The organism is Streptomyces sp. YIM 98790 (genome assembly GCF_011421595.1).
Classification (GTDB): domain Bacteria; phylum Actinomycetota; class Actinomycetes; order Streptomycetales; family Streptomycetaceae; genus Streptomyces.
In genome coordinates this window covers 1-26,783 of record NZ_WTLH01000082.1, presented here as the reverse complement: position 1 = coordinate 26,783, position 26,783 = coordinate 1, and the positions used below count along the sequence as shown (strand labels likewise).

At 74.3% G+C, this 26,783-nt stretch carries 21 protein-coding genes; 14 read left to right on the top strand and 7 right to left on the bottom strand.

Translation table 11 applies throughout. From position 1 onward, the window contains the following. The 3 genes from rimI to GQS09_RS15415 form a co-directional block, all read left to right on the top strand. Window positions 1-626, top strand: a 626-nt coding sequence (gene rimI / locus GQS09_RS15425; protein ID WP_399552519.1) for a ribosomal protein S18-alanine N-acetyltransferase, incomplete at its 5' end; no start/stop codon positions are given. 14 nt (window positions 627-640) lie between these two features. Then, window positions 641-1,792 carry a tRNA (adenosine(37)-N6)-threonylcarbamoyltransferase complex transferase subunit TsaD gene (gene tsaD / locus GQS09_RS15420; protein WP_165986644.1) on the top strand — a complete coding sequence of 384 codons (1,152 nt, stop codon included), beginning with the start codon at window positions 641-643 and terminating at the stop codon, window positions 1,790-1,792. Then, a complete protein-coding gene (locus tag GQS09_RS15415) occupies window positions 1,789-2,049 on the top strand; it encodes a hypothetical protein (RefSeq protein ID WP_165986643.1) in 261 nt (86 codons plus the stop codon). Before tsaD ends, GQS09_RS15415 begins: the two co-directional genes overlap by 4 nt. A gap of 16 nt (window positions 2,050-2,065) precedes the next feature. On the opposite strand, the gene GQS09_RS15410 is transcribed toward GQS09_RS15415, so the two are convergent. Further along, a complete protein-coding gene (locus tag GQS09_RS15410; RefSeq protein WP_399552520.1) occupies window positions 2,066-3,115 on the bottom strand; it encodes a THUMP-like domain-containing protein in 1,050 nt (349 codons plus the stop codon). A gap of 447 nt (window positions 3,116-3,562) precedes the next feature. Here GQS09_RS15410 and GQS09_RS15405 point away from each other — a divergent pair, with 447 nt between their 5' ends. The 3 genes from GQS09_RS15405 to groL all read left to right on the top strand — a co-directional run bounded on the left by GQS09_RS15405 (window position 3,563) and on the right by groL (window position 6,986). Then, window positions 3,563-4,636, top strand: coding sequence for a polysaccharide deacetylase family protein (locus tag GQS09_RS15405; protein ID WP_243761445.1), 1,074 nt, complete (start codon window positions 3,563-3,565; stop codon window positions 4,634-4,636). 244 nt (window positions 4,637-4,880) lie between these two features. Next, complete coding sequence (groES, locus tag GQS09_RS15400; RefSeq protein ID WP_165986642.1) at window positions 4,881-5,192, top strand: co-chaperone GroES; 312 nt, start codon at window positions 4,881-4,883, stop codon at window positions 5,190-5,192. 165 nt (window positions 5,193-5,357) lie between these two features. Continuing rightward, a complete protein-coding gene (groL, locus tag GQS09_RS15395) occupies window positions 5,358-6,986 on the top strand; it encodes a chaperonin GroEL (protein ID WP_165986641.1) in 1,629 nt (542 codons plus the stop codon). Window positions 6,987-7,133: 147 nt separating this feature from the next. Here groL and GQS09_RS15390 read toward each other — a convergent pair whose 3' ends face one another. The 3 genes from GQS09_RS15390 to GQS09_RS15380 all read right to left on the bottom strand — a co-directional run bounded on the left by GQS09_RS15390 (window position 7,134) and on the right by GQS09_RS15380 (window position 9,252). Continuing rightward, window positions 7,134-7,832 carry an ester cyclase gene (locus GQS09_RS15390; protein WP_165986640.1) on the bottom strand — a complete coding sequence of 233 codons (699 nt, stop codon included), beginning with the start codon at window positions 7,830-7,832 and terminating at the stop codon, window positions 7,134-7,136. Between the two features lie 101 nt (window positions 7,833-7,933). Next, entirely contained in the window at window positions 7,934-8,728 is a 795-nt protein-coding gene (locus tag GQS09_RS15385; RefSeq protein WP_165986639.1) for an SDR family oxidoreductase, read from the bottom strand. Window positions 8,729-8,943: 215 nt separating this feature from the next. After that, window positions 8,944-9,252, bottom strand: coding sequence for a WhiB family transcriptional regulator (locus GQS09_RS15380; RefSeq protein ID WP_165986638.1), 309 nt, complete (start codon window positions 9,250-9,252; stop codon window positions 8,944-8,946). Window positions 9,253-9,695: 443 nt separating this feature from the next. On the opposite strand from GQS09_RS15380, the gene GQS09_RS15375 reads away from it, so the two are divergent. From GQS09_RS15375 to GQS09_RS15360, 4 genes are all read left to right on the top strand, one after another. Continuing rightward, the gene (locus GQS09_RS15375; RefSeq protein ID WP_093836665.1) at window positions 9,696-10,307 is read left to right on the top strand and encodes a response regulator transcription factor; all 612 of its coding nucleotides are present in this window, start codon (window positions 9,696-9,698) and stop codon (window positions 10,305-10,307) included. Between the two features lie 291 nt (window positions 10,308-10,598). Then, a complete protein-coding gene (gene shbA, locus GQS09_RS15370; protein ID WP_243761444.1) occupies window positions 10,599-11,183 on the top strand; it encodes an RNA polymerase sigma factor ShbA in 585 nt (194 codons plus the stop codon). 205 nt (window positions 11,184-11,388) lie between these two features. Next, on the top strand, window positions 11,389-12,909 hold the full coding sequence (gene guaB / locus GQS09_RS15365) for an IMP dehydrogenase (protein WP_165986636.1): 1,521 nt from the start codon (window positions 11,389-11,391) through the stop codon (window positions 12,907-12,909). Between the two features lie 151 nt (window positions 12,910-13,060). After that, window positions 13,061-14,170, top strand: coding sequence for a GuaB3 family IMP dehydrogenase-related protein (locus tag GQS09_RS15360; RefSeq protein ID WP_165986635.1), 1,110 nt, complete (start codon window positions 13,061-13,063; stop codon window positions 14,168-14,170). Between the two features lie 361 nt (window positions 14,171-14,531). Here GQS09_RS15360 and GQS09_RS15355 read toward each other — a convergent pair whose 3' ends face one another. Next, entirely contained in the window at window positions 14,532-15,479 is a 948-nt protein-coding gene (locus GQS09_RS15355) for an alpha/beta fold hydrolase (protein ID WP_165986634.1), read from the bottom strand. A gap of 191 nt (window positions 15,480-15,670) precedes the next feature. Further along, the gene (locus tag GQS09_RS15350) at window positions 15,671-17,125 is read right to left on the bottom strand and encodes an alkaline phosphatase PhoX (RefSeq protein WP_165986633.1); all 1,455 of its coding nucleotides are present in this window, start codon (window positions 17,123-17,125) and stop codon (window positions 15,671-15,673) included. Window positions 17,126-17,327: 202 nt separating this feature from the next. On the opposite strand from GQS09_RS15350, the gene GQS09_RS15345 reads away from it, so the two are divergent. Further along, window positions 17,328-18,626 carry a hypothetical protein gene (locus GQS09_RS15345; protein ID WP_165986632.1) on the top strand — a complete coding sequence of 433 codons (1,299 nt, stop codon included), beginning with the start codon at window positions 17,328-17,330 and terminating at the stop codon, window positions 18,624-18,626. A gap of 115 nt (window positions 18,627-18,741) precedes the next feature. On the opposite strand, the gene GQS09_RS15340 is transcribed toward GQS09_RS15345, so the two are convergent. After that, the gene (locus tag GQS09_RS15340) at window positions 18,742-20,124 is read right to left on the bottom strand and encodes a nucleotide sugar dehydrogenase (protein ID WP_165986631.1); all 1,383 of its coding nucleotides are present in this window, start codon (window positions 20,122-20,124) and stop codon (window positions 18,742-18,744) included. Window positions 20,125-20,389: 265 nt separating this feature from the next. Between GQS09_RS15340 and GQS09_RS15335 the strand changes: the two genes are divergently transcribed. The 3 genes from GQS09_RS15335 to GQS09_RS29535 all read left to right on the top strand — a co-directional run. Then, complete coding sequence (locus GQS09_RS15335; RefSeq protein ID WP_165986630.1) at window positions 20,390-22,120, top strand: glycerol-3-phosphate dehydrogenase/oxidase; 1,731 nt, start codon at window positions 20,390-20,392, stop codon at window positions 22,118-22,120. A 109-nt stretch (window positions 22,121-22,229) separates the two neighbouring features. Beyond that, window positions 22,230-25,034, top strand: coding sequence for a serine/threonine-protein kinase (locus tag GQS09_RS15330; RefSeq protein ID WP_243761443.1), 2,805 nt, complete (start codon window positions 22,230-22,232; stop codon window positions 25,032-25,034). A gap of 187 nt (window positions 25,035-25,221) precedes the next feature. Then, window positions 25,222-26,783 (top strand): protein kinase (locus GQS09_RS29535; RefSeq protein WP_243761442.1); only part of this gene is annotated, 1,562 nt, incomplete at its 3' end.

The window sequence follows — 26,783 nt, the reverse complement described above, 5'->3', positions numbered from 1 at the left end:
GGCCCGCCGCCGCGCCCGCCGAGGGGCCCGCCGCCGCGCCCGCCGAGGGGCGGGTGGCGGTGCGGGAGATGCGGTGGTGGGACCTGGCGGCGGTGGTGCGGCTGGAGCGGCTGCTGTTCCCGGAGGACGCCTGGTCCGAGGCCATGTTCTGGTCCGAGCTGGCCCTTGCCCGCGGCCCCGGCCGCACCCGCCACTACGTGGTCGCCGTTCCCGTGCCGGACACCGCGGGCCCCGGTGCGCGGCGGGCCGGTCCGCGGGCCGGTGGCCCGCAGGCGGAGGGGGAGGGCATCCTGGCCGGATACGCCGGGCTGGCCGTCGTGCCCGGCGACAGCGCCGATGTGCAGACCCTCGCCGTCGCCCCGGAGCACCAGGGCGCGGGACTGGGCGCCCGGCTGCTCACCGGACTGCTGACCGAGGCCACCGGGTTCGGCTGCCGCCAGGTCTTCCTGGAGGTGCGCACCGACAACGACCCGGCCCAGCGGCTCTACCGCCGGTTCGGCTTCGAGCCGCTCGGCGTCCGCCGCGGCTACTACCAGCCCGGCAACCACGACGCGCTGGTCATGCGCCGTGACCACACCCTGCCCCTGCCGCCCGTTCCGCCCCTCCCGCCCGTTCCCGAAACCTGAGAAGCGCATGAACCATGGCTGACGAACCCCTCGTGCTCGGCATCGAGACTTCCTGCGACGAGACCGGTGTCGGCATCGTCCGCGGCCACACCCTGCTGGCCGACGCGGTGGCCTCCAGCGTGGACGACCACGCCCGCTACGGCGGCGTGGTCCCGGAGATCGCGAGCCGCGCCCATCTGGAGGCGATGGTCCCGACCATCAACCGGGCCCTGGCCGAGGCCGGGGTCAAGCCCCGCGACCTGGACGGCATCGCGGTCACCGCCGGCCCGGGCCTGGCCGGCGCCCTGCTGGTCGGGGTGTCCGCCGCCAAGGCGTACGCCTACGCCCTGGGCAAACCGGTCTACGGGGTCAACCACCTCGCCTCGCACATCTGCGTGGACCAGTTGGAGCACGGCCCGCTGCCCGAGCCGACCATGGCCCTGCTGGTCTCCGGCGGGCACTCCTCGCTGCTGCTCTCCGCCGACATCACGCGTGACATCCGCCCGCTGGGCGCGACCATCGACGACGCGGCCGGCGAGGCCTTCGACAAGATCGCCCGGGTGCTGAACCTGGGCTTCCCGGGCGGCCCGGTGATCGACCGCTACGCGCGCGAGGGGGACCCGGAGGCCATCGCCTTCCCGCGCGGCCTGACCGGTCCGCGCGATCCCGTCTACGACTTCTCGTTCTCCGGGCTCAAGACCGCGGTGGCGCGCTGGATCGAGGCGCGCCGCCGGGAGGGCACACAGGTCCCGGTGGCGGACGTGGCCGCGTCCTTCCAGGAGGCGGTGACCGATGTGCTCACCCGCAAGGCGATCCGGGCCTGCCGGGACGAGGGCGTCGACCATCTGATGATCGGCGGCGGGGTGGCGGCCAACTCGCGGCTGCGGGCGATGGCCGAGGAGCGCTGCGCCGCGGCCGGGATCAGGCTGCGGGTGCCGCGGATGAAGCTGTGCACGGACAACGGGGCCATGGTGGCGGCGCTGGGCGCGGAGATGGTGGCCCGGGGGCGTCCGGCCTCCGGCTGGGATCTGCCGGCCGACTCCTCGCTGCCCGTCACCGAGACGCACCTGCCGGGCCCGGAGGGGCAGCCGCAGCCGTCCACCCATGAGGAGCTGCACGAGACGAGCCGCCGCAGCCTCTCCCCGGGCACCGGCACGGACACCACGGGCGGAGGCGGCGCGGCGTGACGGTGGCGCTCATGTGGGAGGCCCGCGCCGCCGAGGGGCGCGGGGCCGACCTGCTGGCCTGGGCGCGCGCCCAGCCGCTGGCCGGGGACGGCCGGGAACCGCTGCGCCGGGAGCACTTCACCGCGCCGCAGGACCGGGTGCTGGTGATCACCTGGTGGGACGCGGACTTCGGTGCCGAGCTGCCGGAGCTGCCCGAGCCGGACCCGGCCCTGATCCACCGCCCGGTCCACCGCTGGCGCTTCCGCGCCGTCGGCTGACCGCCGTCCGGCGGGCTCACCCGGCCGGGGGGACGGGCCTGCCGAGCAGCATGGTGGGCCTGCCGGAGATCCGGGTCAGCAGCAGGGTCGCGCTCTGCGGGCCGCTGAGCCGGAGCCTGCCGCGCAGTTCCTCGGGGGTCATGGCGAAGCCGCGCTTCTTGATGGTGAGGGTGCCGACGGCGCGCTCGCGCAGGAGGGCCTTGAGGCGCTTGAGGCCGAAGGGCAGGGCGTCGGTGATCTCGTAGGCGGCGGCGTAGGGGGTGGGCCGCAGGGTGTCGGCGCTGAGATAGGCGATGCCGGGGTCGAGCGGCCGGGCGTCCAGCTCGGCGGCCAGCTCGGGGATGAGCCGGGCCCGGATCACGGCGCCGTCCGGCTCGTAGAGGTAGCGGCCGGGCGGGCCGGTGCGGGGCCCGGGCCCCGGCAGGGTGCCGCCGGTGCGGGTGTGGCCGCCGGGCAGCAGCGTGGCACGGTGGCGGCCTGCGTCACCGGTGCCGAACCACAGCACGGCCTCCTTGACGTCCCCGCCGTCCGAGACCCACTCCGCCTCGGCGTCCCCGGGGACGGCCTCGTGCGGGATGCCGGGGGCCACCTTCACCGCGGCGTGCGGGACCCGGCGGGCGGCCGTCACCGCCCAGGACAGCGGCGGCGCGTATGCCTCGGGATCGAAGACCCGGGCGGCCCGGCCGCCGCGNTCACCGCGGCGTGCGGGACCCGGCGGGCGGCCGTCACCGCCCAGGACAGCGGCGGCGCGTATGCCTCGGGATCGAAGACCCGGGCGGCCCGGCCGCCGCGGCCGCCGCCCCCACCGGCGCCCGTGCCGCCGCCCCCACCGGCGCCCGTGCCGCCGCCGGTGCGCCGCGCCGGGTCGAGGAAAACCGCGTCGCAGCCCGCTGTCCGTCCTCCGGCCGTCCCGGTGACGTCGGCGCACACCACCTCGACGCGTCCGGCCAGGCCGAGGGCCTCGGCATTGGCGCGGGCCACCGCGCAGGTGAGCGGTGAGCGGTCCACGGCCACCACGGCCAGCCCGGCGCGGGCCATGGCCAGCGCGTCGCCGCCGATGCCGCAGCCCAGATCGGCGATGCGGCGCACGCCCAGCCGGGCGAAGCGGGCGGCCCGCCAGCCGGCCACCGCGGTGCGGGTGGCCTGCTCCAGGCCGTCCGGGGTGAAGAACATCCGTTCCGCGTCGGCCCCGAACTTGGCCGCCGCCCGCTGCCGCAGCCGGGTCTGGGTGAGCGCGGCCGAGACCAGGGCCGCCGGGTGGTCCCGGCGCAGCCGGGTGAGCAGGGCGAGTTCCTCGGCCGGGTCATGGCCGCGGAGCTGTTCCAGCAGGCTCCGGCCGGACGCGGTCAGCAGGGCCTGGAACGCGGCCAGCGCCTCGGTCTCGCCGGCGGTACCGGGGCCGTCGGGGGAGGGAGAGGGGGAGGGGGAGCGGGGTGGGGCCACACGGGTCATTGTCCCCGGGGCGCCGGAACGGCACCGCGGGTGGTCCGGTACCCGGGTGCACCATCCACATATGAGGATCATCCGACAAATCCGCCACATCCGACCCACCCGGGCGCGGCGTCGGTTCCGCACGGCGGCCGGGCTGAGCGGCGCCGCCATGCTGGCCGTGGTCTGCGCCGCGGCGGTGGCACCCGAGGCCGTGGTCGCCCCGGTGTCGGACGGCGGGAAGTGGCGGCGGCTCGGCGGGGAGGCGAGCGGGGCGAACGGGCCGCAGGAGACGGAGAAGTCGGAGGGCGCCGGCGGGGCCGACGAGGTCGAGGGTGCGGCGGCCCCGCCGCGGCGCGCCGACGCGGCCCCGGCCCTCCCGCTCCCGGTCCCCGCCCGCTCCGCGGCCGAGGCCCTGCGCGGCTACGCCGACCGCCTGGAACAGGCCGAGCAGCTGCGCGTGGCCGCCGCCAAGCGCTGGGGCGTGCGCAAGCTCCCGCCGCGCCCGCCCGCGCCCCCCGAGGAGAAGGCCGAACTCAAGACCGAGCCGGGGCACATCACGGGCAAGGGCCTCCCCCCGGTGATCACCCGGGTCCCCACCGAGGACAAGGTCGTGTTCCTCACCATCGACGACGGCGCCGAGAAGGACCCCGACCTGCTGCGCATGATGCGCGAACTCGACATCCCGTACAGCAGCTTCCTCACCGACTACGTGGTCCGGGACGACTACGGCTACTTCCGTGCCATGCGCAAGGACGGCAACCGCATCCACAACCACACCGTCAGCCACAAGGAACTGCCCAAGCTCTCCTACGCCGAGCAGCGCAAGGAGATCTGCGACCAGCAGGACAACCTGGAGCGGGAGATCGGCGAGCGGCCCCGCCTGTTCCGGCCGCCCTACGGCGCCTACGACGAGGACACCCTGCGGGCCGCCGCCGCCTGCGGCGTGGAGGCCGTCCCGCTCTGGGCCGAGGAGGCCTTCGCCGACCGCATGGAGTGGGGGCGGGCCGACCGGAAGTTCCACCCCGGGGACATCATCCTCACCCACTTCCGCGGCGAGGACGTCTGGGAGGGCAGCATGCCCGACATGATCCGCCTGGTGCTCAGCACCGTGGCCGAACAGGGATTCGCCATCGCCCGGCTGGAGGACTACCTCTAGGCGGCTCCGCCGCGCCGCGCGGGCGCCCGGAATCCGCCCAGGTCACAAGGGGTGCCGGGGCAGCGCCTGGCACTCTAGTTGACGGAGTGCTAATGGCGTCATAATCTCGACGCTGGCACTCTCCGAAGGCGAGTGCCAGCATCGCGCGACGGGCGGACTCGGCACCCGCGACGACGGGTCCACCAGGTCGTGCCATCCAGACATCCAGTTACCCCGCGAGATCTCCGAAGGGGGAGGTCGGATCGTGACGACCGCCACCAGCTCCAAGGTTGCCATCAAGCCGCTCGAGGACCGCATCGTGGTGCAGCCGCTCGACGCGGAGCAGACCACGGCCTCGGGCCTGGTCATCCCGGACACCGCCAAGGAGAAGCCCCAGGAGGGCACGGTCCTGGCCGTGGGCCCGGGCCGCTTCGAGGAGGGCCAGCGGATTCCGCTCGACGTCAAGGTCGGCGACATCGTGCTGTACAGCAAGTACGGCGGCACCGAGGTGAAGTACAACGGCGAGGAGTACCTCGTCCTCTCGGCGCGCGACGTGCTCGCGATCGTCGAGAAGTAAGGCGCCCCTGAGGTCCGCGCCCCGGCTCGGCTGACACGGCCGGGGCGGGGCGCGGACGCGTTGCGGGCGGCCGGGCGGCCCCGGGCGCCCCGAGGCAACCGCAGACATCCGTACGCGAGACGACATCCGTACGACCCGTACGACGAGGGACAGGCAACCACTCCCATGGCGAAAACCCTGAAGTTCGACGAGGACGCCCGCCGCGCCCTGGAGCGCGGCGTCAACAAGCTCGCCGACGCGGTGAAGGTGACCATCGGCCCCAAGGGGCGCAACGTGGTCATCGACAAGAAGTTCGGTGCCCCCACCATCACCAACGACGGCGTGACCATCGCCCGCGAGGTGGAGACCGAGGACCCCTACGAGAACCTCGGCGCCCAGCTCGTCAAGGAGGTCGCCACCAAGACCAACGACGTGGCCGGTGACGGCACCACCACCGCCACCGTGCTGGCCCAGGCCCTGGTCAGCGAGGGCCTGCGCAACGTCGCCGCCGGTGCCTCCCCGGCCGCGCTCAAGCGCGGCATCGACGCCGCGGTCGCCGCCGTCTCCGAGGACCTGCTGGCGAGCGCCCGGCCGATCGACTCCAAGGAGGACATCGCCGCGGTCGCCGCCCTGTCCGCCCAGGACCCGCAGGTCGGCGAGCTGATCGCGGAGGCGATGGACAAGGTCGGCAAGGACGGCGTGATCACCGTCGAGGAGTCCCAGACCTTCGGCCTGGAGCTGGACTTCACCGAGGGCATGGCCTTCGACAAGGGCTACCTCTCGCCCTACTTCGTCACCGACCAGGAGCGGATGGAAGCGGTCCTGGACGACCCCTACATCCTGCTCAGCCAGGGCAAGATCTCCGCCATCGCGGACCTGCTGCCGCTGCTGGAGAAGATCATGCAGGCCGGCTCCTCGCGGCCGCTGCTGATCATCGCCGAGGACGTGGACGGCGAGGCCCTGTCCACCCTGGTGGTCAACAAGATCCGCGGCACCTTCAACGCGGTCGCGGTCAAGGCCCCGGGCTTCGGCGACCGCCGCAAGGCCATGCTCCAGGACATGGCGGTGCTCACCGGCGGCCAGGTGGTCTCCGAGGAGGTCGGCCTCAAGCTCGACCAGGTCGGCCTGGACGTGCTGGGCTCGGCCCGCCGGGTCACCGTCACCAAGGACGACACCACCATCGTGGACGGTGCCGGTGCCGGCGCCGACGTGCAGGCCCGGGTGGCCCAGATCCGCGCCGAGATCGAGACCACCGACTCCGACTGGGACCGCGAGAAGCTCCAGGAGCGGCTGGCCAAGCTGGCCGGCGGCGTGTGCGTCATCCGGGTCGGCGCCGCCACCGAGGTGGAGCTGAAGGAGAAGAAGCACCGCCTGGAGGACGCCATCTCCGCCACCCGCGCGGCGGTGGAGGAGGGCATCGTGCCCGGCGGCGGCGCCTCCCTGGTGCACTCCGCCAAGGTGCTGGCCGAGAGCCTGGGCAAGTCCGGTGACGAGGCCACCGGCGTGGCCGTGGTCCGCAAGGCGGTCGTCGAGCCGCTGCGCTGGATCGCGGAGAACGCCGGCCAGCAGGGCTACGTGATCACCTCCAAGGTGGCCGAGCTGGACAAGGGCCAGGGCTACAACGCCGCCACCGGCGACTACGGCGACCTGATCAAGGCCGGCGTCATCGACCCGGTGAAGGTCACCCGCTCCGCCCTGGAGAACGCCGCCTCCATCGCCTCCCTGCTGCTCACCACCGAGACCCTGGTGGTGGAGAAGAAGGAGGAGGAGCCGGAGGCCGCCGGCCACTCCCACGGCCACGGCCACGCCCACTGACGGGTCCGGAACCGCACCGGAACCGGAGAACGCACGCCGGCCCGGTGCCCGCCGCACGGCGGGCACCGGGCCGGCGTCGTCGCCGCTCCGGGGCCGCGGCCGGGGCCGCAGCCGCGGCCGGGGCCTGGGGTGGGGGCCGGGCGGGCGCTAGGCGCGCCGGGCGCCGAGCTGCTCCAGCAGGCCCAGCAGATCCCAGTTGAACCAGGACTCGGCGATCTTCCCGCCCTCGCAGCGGAACGTGACCTGGCCCGTCACCTCGAAGGAGTTGCCGGACGGCGCGATGCCCTGGAACTCACCGGTGTGGCGGCCCCGCACGGTGAACCGCCCGCTCACCAGGTTCCCCTCGGCGACCAGGCTCTCCACCGACAGCTGTTCGGTGTCGAAGGCGTCGGCCAGTTCCTGGTATGCCTCCTTGGCCTCGGCCAGATTCACCGTGGCCCTGGGGTTCGCCGGGTCGTGCTCGGTGTAGTCCTCGGTGCACAGGGTGTCGAACGCGGAGACGTCGTCCGTGCTCATCACCTCGTCGAAGAAGCGCTGGACCACGGCCTTGTTGAGCTGTTCCTCGCGCACCACGTCGAGGTCGGTGAAGGACGGCATCTCGTCGCAGAGCTTCACCAGTTCCTGGAAGACCTGATCGGTCTCGGGCAGGTTGGAGTTCTTCATCGCCTCCTCGTACGAGGGGAACTCCACGATCTCCACCAGATGGGTGGAGTCCGAACGGTCCGTGCCGACGATCGAGTGGGTGGCGGTGCGCCTGCCCTCGGTGAGCTGCACCCACTTGTCCATCAGCCGGTTCACATCGTCGACTCTGCTGGTCTTGCAGTCGATGACCTGGACGAATGTCATGACGCCTCCCGCCGGGCGCATTGAGCCGTGCCGAACAGTTTCAGGCTAGGCCCGTACGGGAACGATGTCCTGTTCGCCACGTATGACGGCCTCCGTGGTGATCAGCCCTCTTTCTCCTGGTTCCGGCCGGGGCCGTAGTTCCGCCCGGCCCGGGAGGTCAGGCCGCCCAGGGCGTTGCGCGGGACCAGCCGGGTGGCGCCCAGCAGCGCCTTGTAGCGCGCGTCCGGCACCGAGACCGTTCTGCCGCGGGACAGGTCGCGCAGCGCGGCGGCGACCACCTTGTCGGCGTCCAGCCACATCCAGCCCGGGATGTTCCCGATGCTCATGCCGGCCCGCCGGTGGAACTCGGTGCGCACGAAACCGGGGCAGAGCGCCATCAGCCGCACCCCCTCGCCGCGCAGATCGGCGGCCGCGCCCTGGGTGAACTGCACCACCCACGCCTTGGAGGCGCCATAGGTGCCGCGCGGCGCGAAGGCCGCCACCGAGGCGACGTTGATCACCGCGCCCTGGCCGCGCCGCCGCATGCCCGGCACCGCCGCCGAGGTCAGCCGCAGCACCGCCTCGCAGTGCAGCTTGAGCATCCGCAGTTCCTCCGCCAGGGGCACCTGCAGATACGAGCCCTTGAGTCCGAAGCCGGCGTTGTTCACCAGCAGCCCGACCGGGCCGGCCGTGTCGGCCAGCCGCGCCTCCACCGCGGCGATGCCCTCGTCCGTGGTCAGATCCGCGGCGAGCACCGAGGCGGTCACTCCGTGGCGGTCGTGCAGTTCCACCGCCTGGCGCTCCAGCCGCTCGCGGTCGCGCGCCACCAGCACCAGGTCGTGTCCGTCGCGTGCCAGGCGGCGGGCGAAGGCGGCCCCGAGGCCGGCCGTGGCGCCGGTGATCAGTGCTGTGGTCATGGGAGGACGGTAGTCAGCCGCGGCCGCTGCTGTACAGGAAGCCCCCGCGCCGGCGCGGGGGCTTCCTGTCCGGTGCTGCGTGTGCGGTTCCTGCGGTTCCTGCCGTTCCTGTGGTTCGTGCGGGTTCTGCCGGTTCTGCCGGTTCTGCCGTTCCGGTCGCTGTCTGCGGTTCTCGGGAATCCATCGGTCCTGTGGGCTCGTGCGGGTGCCGGCCGTCAGGCGCTGCCGGCGGCCCTTGCCATGCCGCGCCGGGCGCGGCCGAGCAACTCCTCGCGTTCGTCCTCGGTCAGGCCGCCCCACACGCCGTACGGCTCGCGGACGGTCAGGGCATGGGCTGCGCACTCGGCCCGTACGGGGCAGCGCATGCACACCTCTTTCGCGGAGGACTCGCGCGCTGTGCGGGCCGCGCCGCGCTCTCCCTCCGGGTGGAAGAAGAGAGAGCTGTCGACCCCTCGGCAGGCGGCCAGGAGCTGCCAGTCCCAGAAGTCGGCGTTCGGGCCCGGAAGGCGGGAGAAGTCTGCCATCAGTGTCCCCTTGCGTACGTCCTGTGCTGCTGTCTCGTGCTGCTGTCAGGGCGTTGCCAGCGGCACATCTGCCGTTCAAAGCGGATGTAAATATGACTACCAGCCGAATATAGCCCTAGATGTGCCGCATAAGGCAAGAAGGACCAAAGGGTGCAAAAACGAATGTTCGGCGTGTTGCGCCAACCCCCTCTGTTGTGTCACCGGTCCGTCACGTAGGGTGGTGAGAGGCGACTGCCGGGACGGGAAACCGGCCGTTCGCCGCCGCTCCCGCCCGCCGGGGAATGGCCGCCGTAACTCTTTCGGGTGACCGTCGTTGAGAGGACCGAGGCGGGTGACGGCGTCCCGCCGTCCGGCGGACGCCCCCGGGTCCGCCTCCCCCAATCCGTGACGACCATGACTGCCTGGAGGCTCAAGGTGATGCGCACCCCCTGCGGAGGACGGCCATGACTTCCGTCCTCGTCTGCGACGATTCCCCCCTCGCGCGGGAAGCGCTCCGCCGCGCGGTGGCCACCGTGCCGGGAGTGGAGCGAGTGACGACGGCGGCCAACGGCGAGGAAGTGCTCCGCCGCTGGGGCGCCGACCGGTCCGACCTGGTCCTGATGGACGTCCGGATGCCCGGCCTCGGCGGGGTCGAGACGGTCCGGCGGCTGCTCTCCGCCGACCCCGGCGCCCGCATCATCATGCTCACCGTGGCCGAGGATCTGGACGGCGTGGCGCTCGCCGTGGCCGCCGGGGCCCGCGGCTATCTCCACAAGGACGCCTCCCGGGCCGAGCTGCGCGCCACCGTGACCCAGGCCCTGGCCGACCCCACCTGGCGGCTGGCCCCGCGCCGGGTCCGCTCCTCCGACATGGGCGCCGCGCCGACCCTGACCGCGCGGGAGATCCAGGTGCTGGAGGGCATGAGCCACGGCCGCTCGAACGCCGAGATCGGGCGCGAGCTGTTCCTCTCCGAGGACACCGTCAAGACCCACGCCCGCCGGCTGTTCAAGAAGCTCGGCGCCTCCGACCGGGCGCACGCGGTGGCACTGGGGTTCCGCTGGGGACTGGTCCGCTGACCGCGCACCCGGCGGCCGGCCGCGCCCAACGGCCCGGCCGGCGCCGAGACTTCGTACCGCGAAGCGATGTGCCGGCGAAGGGCCCGATCCGATATTTTCGCGGGTGCCGCATGCTTGAAGCATGACGTTCCTCGGGGAGCGAGCGACCGCGTGCGAGGGGAGGGCCCGGAGATGAGCTCGAATGCGCCCGGTGTACCTGTGCGGCAGAGCGAGACCGGGACGGGTAACGAGTCGGTGCACAACTCCTACCGCTCCGGTCCGGACCGATCCGGGGCAGTGCACCATAGACGGATGCGCGATGACCGAGAGCACGACGCCGCCGCCATCGGCACGCTCGTGCATCGGGCCGTCGGGGGGGACTCGCAGGCCACCCACGATCTGCTCGCCCATGTCCATCCGCTGGCCCTGCGGTACTGCCGGACCCGGCTGCGCCGGCTGCCCGGCGAGGCCCGCCACTTCGTCGACGACCTGGCCCAGGAGGTCTGCCTGGCGGTGCTGTGCGCGCTGCCGCGTTACCGGGACACCGGCCGGTCGTTCGACGCCTTCGTGATGGGCATCGCACAGCACAAGATCGCCGATCTGCAGCGGGCCGCGCTGCGTCACCCCGGCTCCACCGCGGTGCCCTCCGACGAGATGCCCGAGCGGGCGGACGACTCCCTGGGCCCGGAGGAACAGGCCCTGCTGAGCAGTGACGCCGCCTGGGCCAAGGAACTGCTGGACAACCTTCCCGACCATCTGCGGCGCCTGGTGCTGCTGCGGGTGGCGGTCGGGCTGACCGCCGAGGAGACCGGTGCGCAGCTCGGCATGTCCCCGGGCGCGGTCCGGGTCGCCCAGCACCGCGCCCTCACCAGACTCCGCGCTCTCGCCGACCGCTGACGCGCGCTGCCCGCGTGCGCGCGGGGCCTGCCCCTTCCCGCGGGGGCGACGGCCCGCGGCCTCCGCTCCTGCGCTCCCGCGCGGAAAGGGGGGGGACGGGTGGGGGAATGGGGCCGGCGGAGTGGTTTGTTGGCACCGGGAAAGCGGTCGCGCCGCAGGCACTAGCATGGAGCCGTCGGCCGGGCAAGAGGGCAGGAAGGGTGTCATGAGCGATCACGTAGCCGCACACGTCGATGGAGTACCGGAGAAATTCGGGAAGCTCGGGCTGACGTACGACGATGTGCTGCTGCTGCCGGGCGCGGCCGACATGGCGCCGGAGGACATCAGCACCTCGTCCCGGGTGACCCGCAACGTGCGGGTCAGCATCCCGCTCGTCTCGGCCGCCATGGACAAGGTCACCGAGGCCCGGATGGCCATCGCCATGGCCCGGCAGGGCGGCGTGGGCGTACTGCACCGCAACCTCTCCATCGAGGACCAGGCGTCCCAGGTGGACCAGGTCAAGCGCTCCGAGTCCGGCATGGTCGCCAACCCGATCACCATCCGGCCCGACGCCACCCTGGCCGAGGCCGACGCGCTCTGCGGCCGGTTCCGCATCAGCGGCGTGCCGGTCACCGATGCCTCCGGCAAGCTGCTGGGCATCGTCACCAACCGCGACATGGCCTTCGAGCTCGACCGGCGCCGCCAGGTGCGCGAGGTCATGACGCCGATGCCGCTGGTCACCGGCCGGGTGGGGATCTCCCGGGACGACGCCATGGCCCTGCTGCGCCGCCACAAGGTGGAGAAGCTGCCGCTGACCGACGAGGACGGCATGCTCAAGGGCCTGATCACGGTCAAGGACTTCGTCAAGGCCGAGCAGTACCCGCGGGCCGCCAAGGACGCCGAGGGCCGGCTGATCGTGGGCGCCGCGGTCGGCGTGGCCGGGGACGCCTACGAGCGGGCCCAGGCGCTCATCGAGGCCGGCGTGGACTTCATCGTGGTGGACACCGCGCACGGCCACTCCAAGCTGGTCCCGGACATGGCCTCCAAGATCAAGTCCAACCACCCGTCGGTGGACGTGGTGGCCGGAAACGTGGCCACCCGGGACGGCGCCCAGGCACTGGTGGACGCCGGCGTGGACGCCATCAAGGTCGGCGTCGGCCCGGGCTCCATCTGCACCACCCGGGTGGTCGCCGGAGTCGGCGTGCCGCAGGTCACCGCCATCCACGAGGCCTCGCTGGCGGCCCGCCCGGCCGGTATCCCGGTGATCGGCGACGGCGGGCTCCAGTACAGCGGCGACATCGCCAAGGCGCTGGTGGCCGGCGCCGACACGGTGATGCTGGGCTCCCTGCTGGCCGGCTGCGAGGAATCGCCGGGCGAGCTGATGTTCGTCAACGGCAAGCAGTTCAAGGCCTACCGGGGCATGGGCTCGCTGGGCGCCATGCGCTCCCGCGGCGACCGCCGCTCCTACTCCAAGGACCGGTACTTCCAGGACGGCATCACCGACGAGGACAAGCTGGTGCCCGAGGGCGTGGAGGGCCAGGTGCCCTACCGCGGCCCGCTCGCCTCCGTGGTGCACCAGCTCGTCGGCGGTCTCCACCAGTCCATGTACTACCTGGGCGCCCGGACCGTCACCGATGTGCAGCAGAACGGCCGCTTCGTCCGGATCACCGCGGCCGGGCTCAAGGAGAGCCACCCGCACGACATCCAGATGACCACCGAGGCCCCGAACTACGCGGGCAACCGCTGAGCGCGCTCCCGCCCGCGGCACCGGCCCCACCCGGCCGGCACCGCGGGCGGCGGCATGTCCGCGCGCCCCGACATACTGGAGGGCGGACCAGCGGCCGGCGCCCTGCCGTCCGGACACCGGGGTCCGCATCGCATCACGAAAGGTTCAGCACGTGACTGAGATCGAGATCGGGCGCGGCAAGCGCGGGCGCCGGGCATACGCCCTCGACGACATCGCCGTGGTGCCGAGCCGCCGCACCCGGGACCCGGAAGAGGTCTCGATCGCCTGGCAGATCGACGCCTACCGCTTCGAGCTGCCGTTCCTGGCCGCACCCATGGACTCGGTGGTCTCCCCGGCCACCGCGATCCGGATCGGCCGGCTGGGCGGGCTGGGAGTGCTCAACCTGGAGGGCCTGTGGACCCGCTACGAGGACCCGGAGCCGCTGCTCGCCGAGATCCGTGAGCTGGGCGAGGCCACCGCCAACCGGCGCCTGCAGGAGATCTACGCCGAGCCGGTCAAGGAGGAGCTGATCGGGCTGCGGATCAAGGAGATGCGGGACTCCGGGGTGATCACCGCCGCCGCGCTCTCCCCGCAGCGCACCGCGCAGTTCTCCAAGGCCGTGGTGGACGCCGGGGTGGACATCTTCGTGATCCGCGGCACCACCGTCTCCGCCGAGCACGTCTCCGGGCGGGCCGAGCCGCTCAACCTCAAGCAGTTCATCTACGAGCTGGACGTGCCGGTGATCGTGGGCGGCTGCGCCACCTACACCGCGGCGCTGCATCTGATGCGCACCGGCGCGGCCGGGGTGCTGGTCGGCTTCGGCGGCGGCGCCGCGCACACCACCCGCAATGTGCTGGGCATCCAGGTGCCGATGGCCACGGCGGTGGCCGACGTGGCCGCCGCCCGGCGGGACTACATGGACGAATCCGGCGGGCGCTACGTGCATGTGATCGCGGACGGCGGGGTGGGCTGGTCGGGAGACCTTCCCAAGGCGATCGCCTGCGGCGCGGACGCGGTGATGATGGGGTCGCCGCTGGCCCGGGCCACCGACTCCCCGGGGCAGGGCCACCACTGGGGCATGGAGGCGGTGCACGCGGACGTGGTGCGCGGCAAGAAGGTGCACCTGGGCACGGTCGGCACCACCGAGCAGGTGCTCACCGGCCCGTCGTCCACCCCGGACGGCTCGATGAACCTCTTCGGCGCGCTGCGCCGGGCCATGGCCACCACGGGCTACACCGACCTGAAGGAATTCCAGCGCGTCGAGGTCACCATCTCCCGCTAGCCGCTGCGCGGGGCTGCGCCGCTGGCCGCTGCGCGGGGCTGCGCCGCTGGCCGCTGCGTGGGGCTGCGTCGCTTGGCGCTGTGCGGGGTTGCGTCGTTTGCCGCTGTGTTGCTGTGCGTGGCTTGGCGCTGCGTGGGGCTGTGTCGTTTGGCGCTGCGTTGCTGTGCGTGGCTGGTCGCTGTGCGGGGCTGTGTCGTTTGGCGCTGCGTTGCTGTGCGCGGCTGGTCGCTGCGTTGTGCTGCGGTGCCGGCCGTGTCGTGCGCGGTGCTGTGTGGTGTGTCGCTGTGCGTCCCGCGGCTCCGGCGTGCTGCCGGGGTGCGAAGCCGTGGCTGCGACGGGCGGACGTCTGCCCGTCGGCGGGTCAGGGGGCGATTCGTTCGGCGCGGCGCAGGTAGGGCAGGCCGGTGACCGGGCGGCCGGCGAAGAAGCGGGCGGCCAGGTCCACCACCTCCGCGGTGCGTTCCAGGTGCACCATGTGGTCCGCCCGGGCGATTTCCACGAACCAGCCTTCCGGGCAGGTCGCGGCCAGCTTCCGGCCGAGCCGGGGCGGGGTGAAGGTGTCGTGCTCGCCGATGGCGACCAGCACCGGCTGGCCCGGCCGCCCGGGGGCGGGGTCGATCATCCGGTGGTGCAGCAGCCGCCGGGTGTTGGCCGCGTGCATGCGCAGCTCGTGGCGGGTGGCGGTGCGGAAGCGGTGCAGCAGCATGCGGCGGACCGCCGTGCCGGACTGGACCGCCTCTGCCCCGGGCCGGTCCGGGCCGCCGCCCATCAGCAGGGACACGCAGGCCTCGGCCAGCGTGTCCCGGTCCGCGTCCTCGTCCACCAGGGACAGGATCCGCCGCATGGCGTGCCGCGCCTCCCCGGTGATGACCTCCATGGTGGAGAGCAGCAGCATGCGTGCCACGCGTGCCGGATGGCTCTGGGCGAGCCGGTAGGCGACGGCGGTGCCGTAGGAGCCGCCGAGCACGTTGACCCGGTCCAGGCCGCGTTCGGCCAGCATGTGGGCGAGCGCGTCGGCCAGGAAGCCGGAGCCGTGCTCCTCCGGCAGCGGGTCGCCGGCGCCCCAGCCGGGCAGGTCGACGCTGATGACGTCCGCGTGCGCCAGCAGGTGGCGTTCCAGCCGCCCCCACTCCTCCTTGCGCTGCAGGGCGCCGCCGATCAGCAGCACCGGTGCGAGCCGGGGTTCCGGTGCCCGGACGATCCGTGATTCGCAGTGGTAGCCCCGCCAGGCATGGACCCGGACGTCGGCGGGTTCCGCCTCCTGGCGGGCGGGACGTTCGGCCAGTGTGCTGCTGCCGGGCGCGGTCAAGCTGTGCCTCCCCAGATCGTCCGACGCATGGCAATGCCAACGAGTGAGCCGTGCCCGAGGTCACTCGGCACGCCCGCTGGTACCGGTGTTCGAGATCCGTGGGGAGGTGCCGGGCCCTCGGGCGCGGGCGGCGGAGGGGAGCCTCTTAGCCGCCCGCGCCGTCCCCCGTGGGCGGGCCCGGGACCGGCGGGCTAGCGCTGGCGCCGCCAGGGGCCGGTGATGGCCAGCAGGATGCCCGGGTCCTGGATGGAGGCGTAGAGCGTGCCGCCGTCCGGGGAGAACACCACCCCGGCGAACTCGGAGAACTCCGGCTCGGCCGCGGTGCCGATGTTCACCTCGTTGCGGGCCAGCGGATAGGTGCGGCCGTCCTCGGTGGCACCGAACAGGTGCTGGTGGCCGCGGCCGTCCTCGGCGATGATCAGACCGCCGTACGGCGAGACGGTGATGTTGTCCGGCCCGTCCGGCCTGCCGGCGGCGAAGGGTTCGGGGGCGACGCCGAACCGGAGCCGGAGCGTGAGGGTGCGCCGCCTGGGCTCGTAGAACCAGACCTGTCCGTCGTGCGGGACGCCGGGGCTGTCGTCCCCCCGGGCGTAGGAGGCGACGAAGTAGGCGCCGCCGTCGGCCCACCACATGCCCTCCAGCTTGCGGGCGCGGGTGATCCGGCCGTCGGCGAACTGCTTCCGGACCGGTGTCCGCCGGGCGTCCCGGTCCGGCACGTCCGCCCAGTCGACGCCGTAGACCGTGCCGATCCGCACGGCCCGGGAGAGGTCGTCCACGAAGCGGCCGCGGGAGTCGAAGCAGCGGAAGGCCTGGAGCCGGCCCGCGTCGTCGGGCAGGGTGCGCAGCCGGCCCCGGCCGTGCCGGAAGCCGGGCGGCGGGGTCCAGCGGCAGAGCAGGCCGTTGGGCCCGGTGGCGTCCTCGGTGAGGTACAGGTGCCCGTGCGTGGGGTCCACCACGACCGCCTCGTGGTCGAACCGGCCGAGCGCCTTGAGCGGGCGGGGGTCGAGGTTGGCCTCGTGGTCGAACGGGTCCACCTCGAAGACGTAGCCGTGGTCCCTGGTCATGCCGTTCTCGCCGGCCCGGTCGGAGTTCTCCTCGCAGGTCAGCCAGGTGCCCCAGGGCGTGGTGCCGCCCGCGCAGTTGGTGGAGGTGCCGGCGATCCCGACCCATTCGGTGACGTGGGCGCCGCCGTCCGCCACCTCGACCACGGTGCAGCCGCCGGAGGCCGCCGGGTCGTAGACCAGACCGGGCGACAGCGGCACCGGGTGGGCCCAGCGCGAACGGGCGCCCTTCAGTTCGTGGTTGACGACCAGCAGGTCGGCGCCGCGCGGTCCGGCGAACACGCCGGTGCCGTCGTGGCGGTCGGGTGTGGCCTCCCCGCCGGCCAGCCGGGTGCGGCCGGCACGGGTGAGGACGCGGTACGAGAAGCCCGCGGGAAGGGACAGGATGCCGTCGGGATCGGGAAGCAGCGGCCCGTAGCCGGGGTGCCGCCCCTCCCGGTGCCCGGCGGCGGGAGTGGCGAGAGCGCCCGGTGCGCTGCCCAGCACGGCGGTGCTGCCCGCCAGCGCCACTCCGGCGCCTGCCACCGCGCCGGCCTGGACGAAACCCCTCCGGCTGAGATCCGTGTGTACCTCTGTCGTGCTCATGAATTCCAGGGTGTCGTTTTTCGGCGAACGTGGCCTGAACGGCGGACGACACGCCACGGGCCGGGGCCGGACGTAGCCCGCTCGGGGGTCACCGAGGGGTTGCACGGGATGTACAGATGGGTCACGGGAGCCCTCCGGGGCTGTGGGCCGCCGCGGCCGGGCCCTAGCGTCGGTGGCCGCGACACCTGAAACGGAGAAGCACGTGGCACGCGACGGGGACGAGCGCGGGCGGGAGCACGCGGACGCCGGCACGCACGCGGAGGACACGGGCGGCCCGGAGGCGGAGCCGGGACGGGACGGGTACGGGAGTCTGACGGAGCCGGCCGGCTTCTCCGGGATCAGGACCGGCAGGGAGGACGAGACCGAGCCCGGTCCGGCCCTGGCGTATCTGGAGGACGCGCCCCGGCCGGTGCGGGCCGCCGGGGGCTGTCTGGCCGGATGTGCCTACACCGCGCTGGCGCTGCTGTTCGTGGCCGGTGCCGGGATCGGCCTGCTGCTGCTGGCGCTCCACGGCGCGGGGAGCCACGCCGACGAGTCGGAACAGCGGGCGTGGGAGCGTGCCCGGGAGGAGATGACCGCCTTCGCCGGGGACTACCGCGAACTGCTGGCCGGCCAGGACGGTCCTCCGCCGGCCGACGGCTGGGCGGTCCGGGAGCTCGCCCATGAGCGGGACGGGAGGCTCATGGCGCTGCGCTGGCAGGAGGGCGAGGTGACGGCCCTGGTGCATTTCGAGGCAGCGTACAGCGATGTCAACTTCTTCAAGGGGCATGGTTTTGTTCGGGTCTGCGGCGTGGTGACCGGTGTGCCCGGTGTGCCCGCGGCCGACCAGCCGCAGGAGTGGGAGGACTGTTCGGGAACCGGGCCGGGCCCGTACGGCACACGCGACGCCCTCCGGTGCCCGTCCGATCCGGAGCCGGGGTCCGGCTGCTGGTCCAAGGAGGCGGACCAGTGGGCGCTGGCCGGGTACCGGGCGGACGAGCTGCACGCGGAACTGGCCGGGGCGGCGCTGCCCGCGGGGACCGGCCCGGCCCCCATGGCAGCGGTCGCCGCCGGCCACGACGCCCTGCTGTTCGGCTACCGCTCCGGCGCGGGGACGACCGAGGCCCTGCTGATGGTCGGCCTGCTTCCGGGCGAGCCGCCGCCCCGCCTGCCGCCGGACCCGCAGGCCGGGCCGGACCGGGCGGAGGCCCGCCACGCGGCGGAGACCGAGGACCTCGTGCGGTGTGTACGGCTGCGCTGGACGGGCCCGGAACGGGGACCGGAAGAAGGGCTCGACGCGGCAGAGCCGTGTGACACCCGGGTGTACTCGCTCTCCGCCTACAGCCGGGACTGGTGCGGGACGGCGGCCACCGGGCAGCGGGACGCCTGCTGGCTGCTGGAGGAGAAGACGGGGGAGTGGAGCCGGTGGCAGCCCGGTGCGGACCCGGCCGCCGGTGATCCCGGCTCCGGGACCGCCCGGGAGGAGCATCGGGAGGAGCATCGGGCGGAGGAGCACGGGTAGCCGTCACCGGTTGCCGTCACCGGCCGTCGTCATCCGGCTTCCGGCGTCAGCAATCCCCGCGCGAGGAATCCGGCAGCCGCCCCGGGCGTGCGGTGCCCGGACCGGCGCTCCGGCGCTACAGCCGGTGGGCCGCCCCGGCCGGGGTGGCGCCGCGGGTGTCGAACAGCAGCTGTGCCTTGGCGGCCAGCCCCTGCAGGTCGTAGGTGCTGTGGTTCTGCAGCAGCAGGGTGAGGTCCGAGGAGGCCGCCGCCTCGTACAGGGACTCGCACAGCTCGTCGGCACGGGCCACCGGCCGGCCGGCCACCCGCCACCGCGGCACCAGCGGATCGTGGTAGCTGAGCTGCGCGCCCAGATCCCGCAGCCGGGCCGCGATCTCCCGGGCGGGCGCCCCCTCCTGCCCGGCGGCGTCCGGCTGGCAGGTGACGCCCAGCAGCAGCACCCGGGCGCCGCGCACCGACTTGCCGTGCTCGTTGAGCAGCGCGGCGGCGCGCTGGGTGACGTAGCGGGGCATGCCGGCGTTGACCTGCTGTGCCAGCTCCACCATGCGCAGCGGGCGGCCGGGACCGTGACGCCGCACGCCGGGCAGCAGGCCGGCGTCGATCGGACCGGCGTGGCCGCCGGGGCCCGGCCCGGGGCGGACCATGCCGGGGCCGCCGCCCGCCCCGGACCCCGTGCCGGGCCCCGGGCCGCCGCCGGCCGCCGTGCCGCTGAGCGCGGGCTCGGTGCAGCGCAGCACGTCCCACAGGTCGACGCCGAGCTCGTGGCAGAGCACGGCCATCTCGTTGACCAGGGCGAGCTGCACATGGCGCAGATTGGTCTCCAGCACCCGGGCGGTCTCGGCCTCCTTCAGGCCGCGCGCCCGCACCAGCTTCTCGGCGCGGCGGCCGTAGAAGGCGGCGGCGGCCTCGGTGCAGGCGGGGGTCAGGCCGCCGATCACCCGCGGCCCGCCGGGCGGCGGCGAGGACGGCGCGGGCTGGCCCGCCTGGCCCGGGTGCTGGGCGTGCTGCCCGTGCTGGGCGGGGCCGTCGCTCCGGCCGCCCGCGGAGCAGGCCAGCCGGAAGTCGCGGCCGGCCCGCAGCCCGGAGCCCTGCTCCAGCAGCGGTCTGACCAGCTCCTCGGTGGTGCCCGGATACACCGGTGACTCCAGCACCACCAGGGTGTGCGGCCGCAGCCGGGGGGCCAGGACGCGGGCCGCCTCGCCGATGGCGGTCAGATCCAGCATCCGGTCCGGCCCGGCCGGGGCGGGCTCGCAGATCAGGGCGGTACGGACCCGGCTGAGCACGGCCGGGTCGGTGGTCACGGTGAAGCCTGCGGTGAGCATGCGGCGGATCTCGGCGGCGGTGAGCGGGGACTCGGCCGGCGGCCGGCCGGCCGCCAGCGCGGCGGCGGCCCGTGCGTCCCGGGTGAAGCCGACGGTCGGCATACCGGCGGCGGTGGTGGCCTGCGCGGCCGGCAGACCCAGGTGCCCCAGGCCGAGAACGGCGACATCTGCGGGCATGTGCGGCAGCTCCTTCCCCGGTTCGAGTGCCACAGCGGCGCATTGACAACGCGTCCGCGAGTGTCAGCTTAAGGGGATATATGAAAGATATGGTGGATTGCCGCTTATGTGATCGCGTGGCGGGCCGTCGCGCAGCGCCGTCCGCAGGGCCGGGCCGGCCGGCCCGGGGCGGTGAGGCGGCCGGGTGACCGGGCACAAGGTGTGGTGGGCGGAAGTCCGGACGACAGCGCGACGAGCGGCAGGGGCGAGCGGAGGAGGCACTGTGGTGAGAACAGCGGCACTGGGACCCGCGGAGCGGACGGAAGCGCTGGCCCGCCTGACCGCCCCCGGCCGGGAACTCGACGTCCTGGTCATCGGCGGCGGAGTGGTCGGCGCCGGCACCGTGCTGGACGCCGCCACCCGCGGCCTGAGCACCGGCCTGGTCGAGATGCGGGACTGGGCCTCCGGCACCTCCAGCCGTTCCAGCAAACTGATCCACGGCGGGCTGCGCTACCTGGAGATGCTGGACTTCGGCCTGGTCCGGGAGGCTCTGAAGGAGCGCGGGCTGCTGCTCTCCCGGATCGCGCCGCACCTGGTCAAGCCGGTTCCCTTTCTCTATCCGCTGCGGCACCGCGGCTGGGAACGGGCCTATGCCGGCTCGGGAGTGGCGCTGTACGACGCCATGTCCGTCTCCGGCGGACACGGCCGGGGCCTGCCGGTCCACCGTCACCTGACCCGGCGTCAGGCGCTGCGGACGGCGCCCGCACTGCGCAGGGACGCCCTGGTCGGCGCCCTCCAGTACTACGACGCCCAGGTGGACGACGCCCGCTATGTGGCCACCCTGGTGCGCACCGCCGCCGGATACGGGGCGGACTGCGTCAACCGGGCCCGGGTCACCGGTTTTCTGCGCGAGGGCGAGCGGGTGGTCGGCGTGACCGTCCAGGACCTGGAGGAGCGCGATCCCGAGGCCGGGTTCCGTACCTACCGGATCCGCGCCAAGCAGGTCGTCAACGCCACCGGGGTGTGGACGGACGACACCCAGGCGCTGATCGCCGAGCGCGGGCAGTTCCATGTCCGCGCCTCCAAGGGCATCCACCTGGTGGTGCCCAGGGACCGCATCCACTCCTCCAGCGGACTCATCCTGCGCACCGAGACCAGCGTGCTGTTCGTCATTCCCTGGGGCCGGCACTGGATCATCGGCACCACGGACACCGCCTGGGACCTGGACAAGGCCCACCCGGCCGCGTCCAGCGCCGACATCGACTATCTGCTGCGGCACGTCAACTCGGTGCTGGCCACCCCGCTGACCCGGGACGACGTCGAAGGGGTCTATGCCGGGCTGCGCCCGCTGCTGGCCGGGGAATCGGACGCCACCAGCAAGCTCTCCCGGGAGCACATCGTGGCCCACCCGGTGCCCGGGCTGGTGGTGGTGGCCGGCGGCAAGTACACCACCTACCGGGTCATGGCCAAGGACGCGGTGGACGCGGCCGTGCACGGGCTGGACATCCGGGTCGCCGACTGCTGCACCGAGGAGGTGCGGCTGGCCGGCGCCGAGGGGTACCCCGCGCTGTGGAACGCGCGTGCCCGGATCGCCGCCCGGACCGGCCTGCACACCGCGCGGGTGGAGCATCTGCTGAACCGTTATGGTTCCTTGACCGAGGAACTGCTGGAACTCATCGCGGCGGAACCGCGGCTGGGCGAGCCGCTGCCCGCGGCCGACGACTATCTGCGCGCCGAAATCGTCTACGCCTGCACGCACGAGGGGGCCCGGCACCTGGAGGACGTGCTGACCCGGCGCACCCGGATCTCCATCGAGACCTTCGACCGGGGCACACGCAGCGCCCGCGAGTGCGCCGGTCTGATGGCCCGGGTGCTGGGCTGGGGCGACAAGCAGATCGAACGCGAGGTGCAGCACTACGAGAAGCGGGTGGAGGCGGAACGCGAGTCCCAGCTCCAGCCGGACGACCGCACCGCGGACGCGGCCCGGCTGGGCGCACCGGACACCGTGCCGCTGTGACGGTGCCGTGACCTGTCCGTGACAACTGGCACCCGGATCGAACGCCCCTACGGTGGCGCTGTCGCAGGGATAGGCGACAATGTGCGGAAAGCCGGAGGGGACATGGCACATGGGCGAGTACAGCGGGGACCGAGAGGCACGGGAAGCGGCGGTGTCCACGGGGGGCGAGGCGCCGGAGGGCGGGGAGCCCCAGGACCGGGTACCGGAGACGGCTGAACCGGCGGACGACGGCGTGGTCCGCACCCAGGTGTTCAGCGACGCCGACGAAGTCACGGACGAGGCCCCCGCGATCGACATGCGCAAGGCCGAACTGCCCACGGCCGAGGCGCCGCCGGTCGGCGCGCCCGGGGCCGAGGTGTCCGGGGCCGAGGTGTCCGGGACCGGCGACGAGGCCGGCGACGAGGCCGGCGACGGCGTCCGGGACGCGGTGCCGGAGGAGGAACCGCGGGACGGCGTGCCGGGTCCGCGCGGTTCCGGCAGCGGCGACCTCGGGACAGTCGTGCTCGGCCCGGAGGCCAAGCCGGCGGCGTCCGGCGACCGCGGCACGGTCATCCTCGGCCCCGACGACACCCGCGGTGCCGGTGACGACCGCGGCACCGTGATCCTGGGCCCGGACGAGAAGCACGGCGGCGATCTCGGCACCGTTGTCCTCGGTGACATCGCCGCCGAAGCCGCCGCCGAGGCCGGTGCGCAAGCCCGGGCCGCTGCCGAGGCCGCCGCATCCCCCGGCACCGCGCCGGACACCGAGGCCGAGGCCGAGGCCGAGCCCGAGGCCGAGCCGGAACGGCCGTCCCCGCCGGCACCGGAAGCCGCGCCCGGGACGGACGACCCGCGCGCGGTGGTCCCCCTCCCGCGCAAGCCCGTCGGCAGCCCGGACGCCCCGCCCGCACCGCGGCCCGACGCATCCCCCGCTCCCAGGGCCCGGGTGCTGAGCGGCCGTTACCGGCTCGGCCCGGTCGTCGGCCGCGGCGGCATGGGCACCGTCTGGCGTGCCACGGACGAGATGCTGGGACGCGCGGTCGCGGTCAAGGAGCTGCGCCTGCCGCCCGGCATCGACGACCTGGAGCGGCGCCGGCTCGTCACCCGCACCCTGCGCGAGGCCAAGGCCATCGCCGCCATCCGCAGCCGGGGTGTGGTCACCATCTACGACGTGGTCGACGAGGGCGCGCGGCCGTGGATCGTGATGGAGCTGATCGAGGGCCGCTCCCTGGCCGACATCATCCGCGAGCAGGGCCCGCTGACGCCGCGCCGGGCCGCCGAGATCGCGCTCGACGTGCTGGACGTGCTGCGCGCCGCGCACCGGGCCGGCATCCTGCACCGGGACGTCAAGCCGTCCAATGTGCTCATCTCCGACGAGGACGGCCGGGTGGTGCTGACCGACTTCGGCATCGCCAAGGTGGAGGGCGATCCCTCCATCACCTCCACCGGCATGCTGGTCGGGGCGCCCTCGTACATCTCCCCGGAGCGGGCCCGCGGCGAGGAACTGGGCCCGCCCGCCGACCTGTGGTCGCTGGGCGCCCTGCTGTACTGCGCGGTGGAGGGCCGCCCGCCCTACGACAAGGGCGGCGCCATCGCCACCCTGGCCGCGGTGATGAACGACCCGCTGGAGGTGCCGGAGTCCGCCGGGCCGCTGGGCGGGGTCATCGCGGGGCTGCTGGCCAAGGACCCGCACCAGCGGCTGGACGAGCCCGGCGCCCGCGAGTACCTGCTGGCCGTCCTCGCCGCCGAGGAAGGCGGCGCCGCGGGCGGCGGGCCCGGCGGCGGCGCCGCGGGCACCTTTGTGCTCGGCACCCCGCCCGCCCGGCGCACCCCGGGATCTCAGGGCTCCGCCGCCGCGGCGGCGGGATCGACCGCGCCGTCGACCCCGCCGCCCGGCTTCGGCCCGCCGGTGCTGCCCTCCGGCGGACCGTCCTCGCCCGAGGCGGAGAACACCCCCGCGCAGCCGCTGCCGGCGGTGCCGCCCACCGGCCCGTCGGCCCCGCCGCCCCACCCGGCCCCGCAGCCGGAGGAACCGGCCACCGGCGCCTCGGCCGCCGTCTCCACTCCGCGCCCGCCCGCCGGACGGGAGCGGCGCCGGCGCGTGCTGCTCCTCGCCGCGCTGGCCGCGCTGCTGGTGGCGGCCGTCGGCGTGGTGGCGGCCACCCAGCTCGCGGGCGGCGGCACGGCCGGGCCGGAGGAGTCCACCGGTGCGGCCACCGGCGGCGAGGGCACCGAGGACGGGAAGGACGAGAAGGACGAGAAGGGCGGGACGGACGACTCCGGGGGCTCCGGGGGCACCACCGAGGGCGACGCCGGGGCCGACGGCGGCCAGGAGACCGGCAGCCCCGACGAGCAGGAGGGCGACCGCACCACCGACGGCGGCGACGGCGGCGGCGAGCCCGAGCCGGACACCAGCGGACCGCCCGTCACCGAACCCGGCCGGGACGGCGACTTCACCTTCCCCACCGACCCGCCGTCCGGCTTCAACCGGACCGTCAGCAGCGAGTTCCGGTTCGCCGTCGCTCTGCCCGAGGACTGGGTGCAGCAGGGGGTGGCCGGGCAGAACTCCGGGGCCATATTCGGGCCGCCGGACGGCGGCCCGCCCTGGGTGCAGGTGGACTTCACCGACCGGCCGGGGGCCAATGCCGAGACCGCCTGGCGGCTCCAGGAACCGGCCGTGCGGCAGAACAGCACGGAGTACGAGCACCTGAGCATCAGGACGATCGAGTGGCGGGACTATCCGACCGTCGCGGACTGGGCGTTCCGGCGTACCGAGAGCGGGGAGCGGGTACAGGTGCTCAACCGCGGCTTCCGCGTCGACGACAGCCACGGCTACGCGATCATGATCACGTGTGTCGCGGAAGAGTGGGACGGGAATGACTGCCGCACGCTGCGGGACACCGCGTTCGGCACCTTCCAGCCGCTGACCGACTGACAGCCGGCCAAACGGAGCCGGCCGGACGGAGCCGGCCGGGGCCCCGGCGGGGGAGTACCGGCCTGGGCCGATCACGACCCGGGCACAACCGAACAAGGAGTTGACGGACTGTGGGCGGAGCCTGCCCGCGGCACGTATCGTGAGTGTTTGGTCGCCAACGGCCACGGGAGATTGGGGAGGCACCGCGATGAGGGGCGGCGTGGTGGACAAGTACGCGGGCCGGCTGCTCGCCGACCGCTACCGCCTGCCCAAGCCCCCCACCGACGGTTTCGAACTGGCCGAGTGCGCGGCCTACGACACGGCCAGCGGCCAGGAGGTGCTGGTCCGTCAGGTGCCGCTGCCCGAGGTGGTGGACGCAGAGACGCTGGCCGGGGGGTACCGGGGCGCCAGCGAGCGGGCCACCCGGACCCCGGACGACCCGGTGGTGCGGCGGGCCGTGGAGGCCGCGGCGGCAGCCGCCCGGCTGCCCGACCATCCCCGGCTGGACCAGGTCTACGACGTCTTCGTGCAGGGCGACGGGCTGTGGATCGTCAGCGAGCTGGTGTCGGCCAGGCCGCTCGCCGCGATACTCGCCGAGCACCGGCTCAACCCCTACCGGGCGGCCGAGGTGGCCGCCGATCTGCTGTCCGCGCTGCGGGTGGTGCACGCGCACGGGTGGGTGCACCGGAATCTGACCGCCCGCACGGTGCTGGTCTGCGACGACGGCCGGGCCATGCTCACCGGGCTGGCGATCGGCGCGGCCGAGGAAGTGCTGTGCGGCTACGACCCGTTCCCCCTGACGTCCACGGACGGCGACGCCCCGGCTCCGCGCGGCGGACCGCAGGGCGGCGGCTCTCCGGAGCTGGAGCGCCTGGAGCGCGGCGGTTCCCCGGCGGGACCGGGAGGGGCGGGAGGGGACGGGGCGATAGCCCCGCCGCCGGCCCGCCAGGGCCTGCCGCCGGGTGCGCCCCGCCCGGCCGTCCCCCAGCTCGGGCCCCAGCCCCGGTCGCAGTCCGCATCGCAGCCCCGGCCGCGGCCGGACCTGGTCAAGGGACCCGAGCCGCTCCCCGGCTACGGACCGCAGGGCCCGCCGGGACCGCACCGCCCGGGGCAGCCGTCACCGGCCGCCGGCCAGGAGGCCGGGACCGGCCCCCGTCCCGCACTCGGGCCCGGCCCGGTGCCCGGCCCGTACGGCCCGGTGCCGCCGCCGTCCGGCGCCCAGGAGCCCCGCCCGGCCGAGCCGCAGCCGCAACCCGAGCCCGGCGTGGTCTACGGGCCGCAGCAGCTCGCCGTCCACCGCCCGCCCCAGCCGGGCGAGCCCCGCCCCGAGCCGGGGGTGGTCTACGGCCCGCGTGAGCCGGGCACGGAAACCGGCCCGCAGACCGGGCCGCGGCGCCCCGGCGGCGGGGCGGCCGACCTGGTGGCGCGGATGCGCCAGCAGAGCGGCATGCCCGCCCGGCGCGCGGTCGAGCCCCCGGGTGACCGGCCCGCCGACGGCCGGCCCGCCGACGGCTTTCCGGACTCCTGGGACTTCGAGGGCGGCACGGCCGCGCCGCAGCCCGCTCCGGATCCGCGGCCGGGCGCCCGCCCGGCCGTCGCCACCGGGCAGCAGTCCGCACAGCAGTGGGCCCGCCAGCAGGGAGTGAACGCGGGCCGGGAGTACGGCCCGCAACCGCCGCAGTCGGAGCCGCAGCCGCAGGCGCACCGGCCCTCACCGGCGGCCATCGAGCGCGCCAGCCGCAGCGGGGCGATCGCCGCCTACCGGGCCGG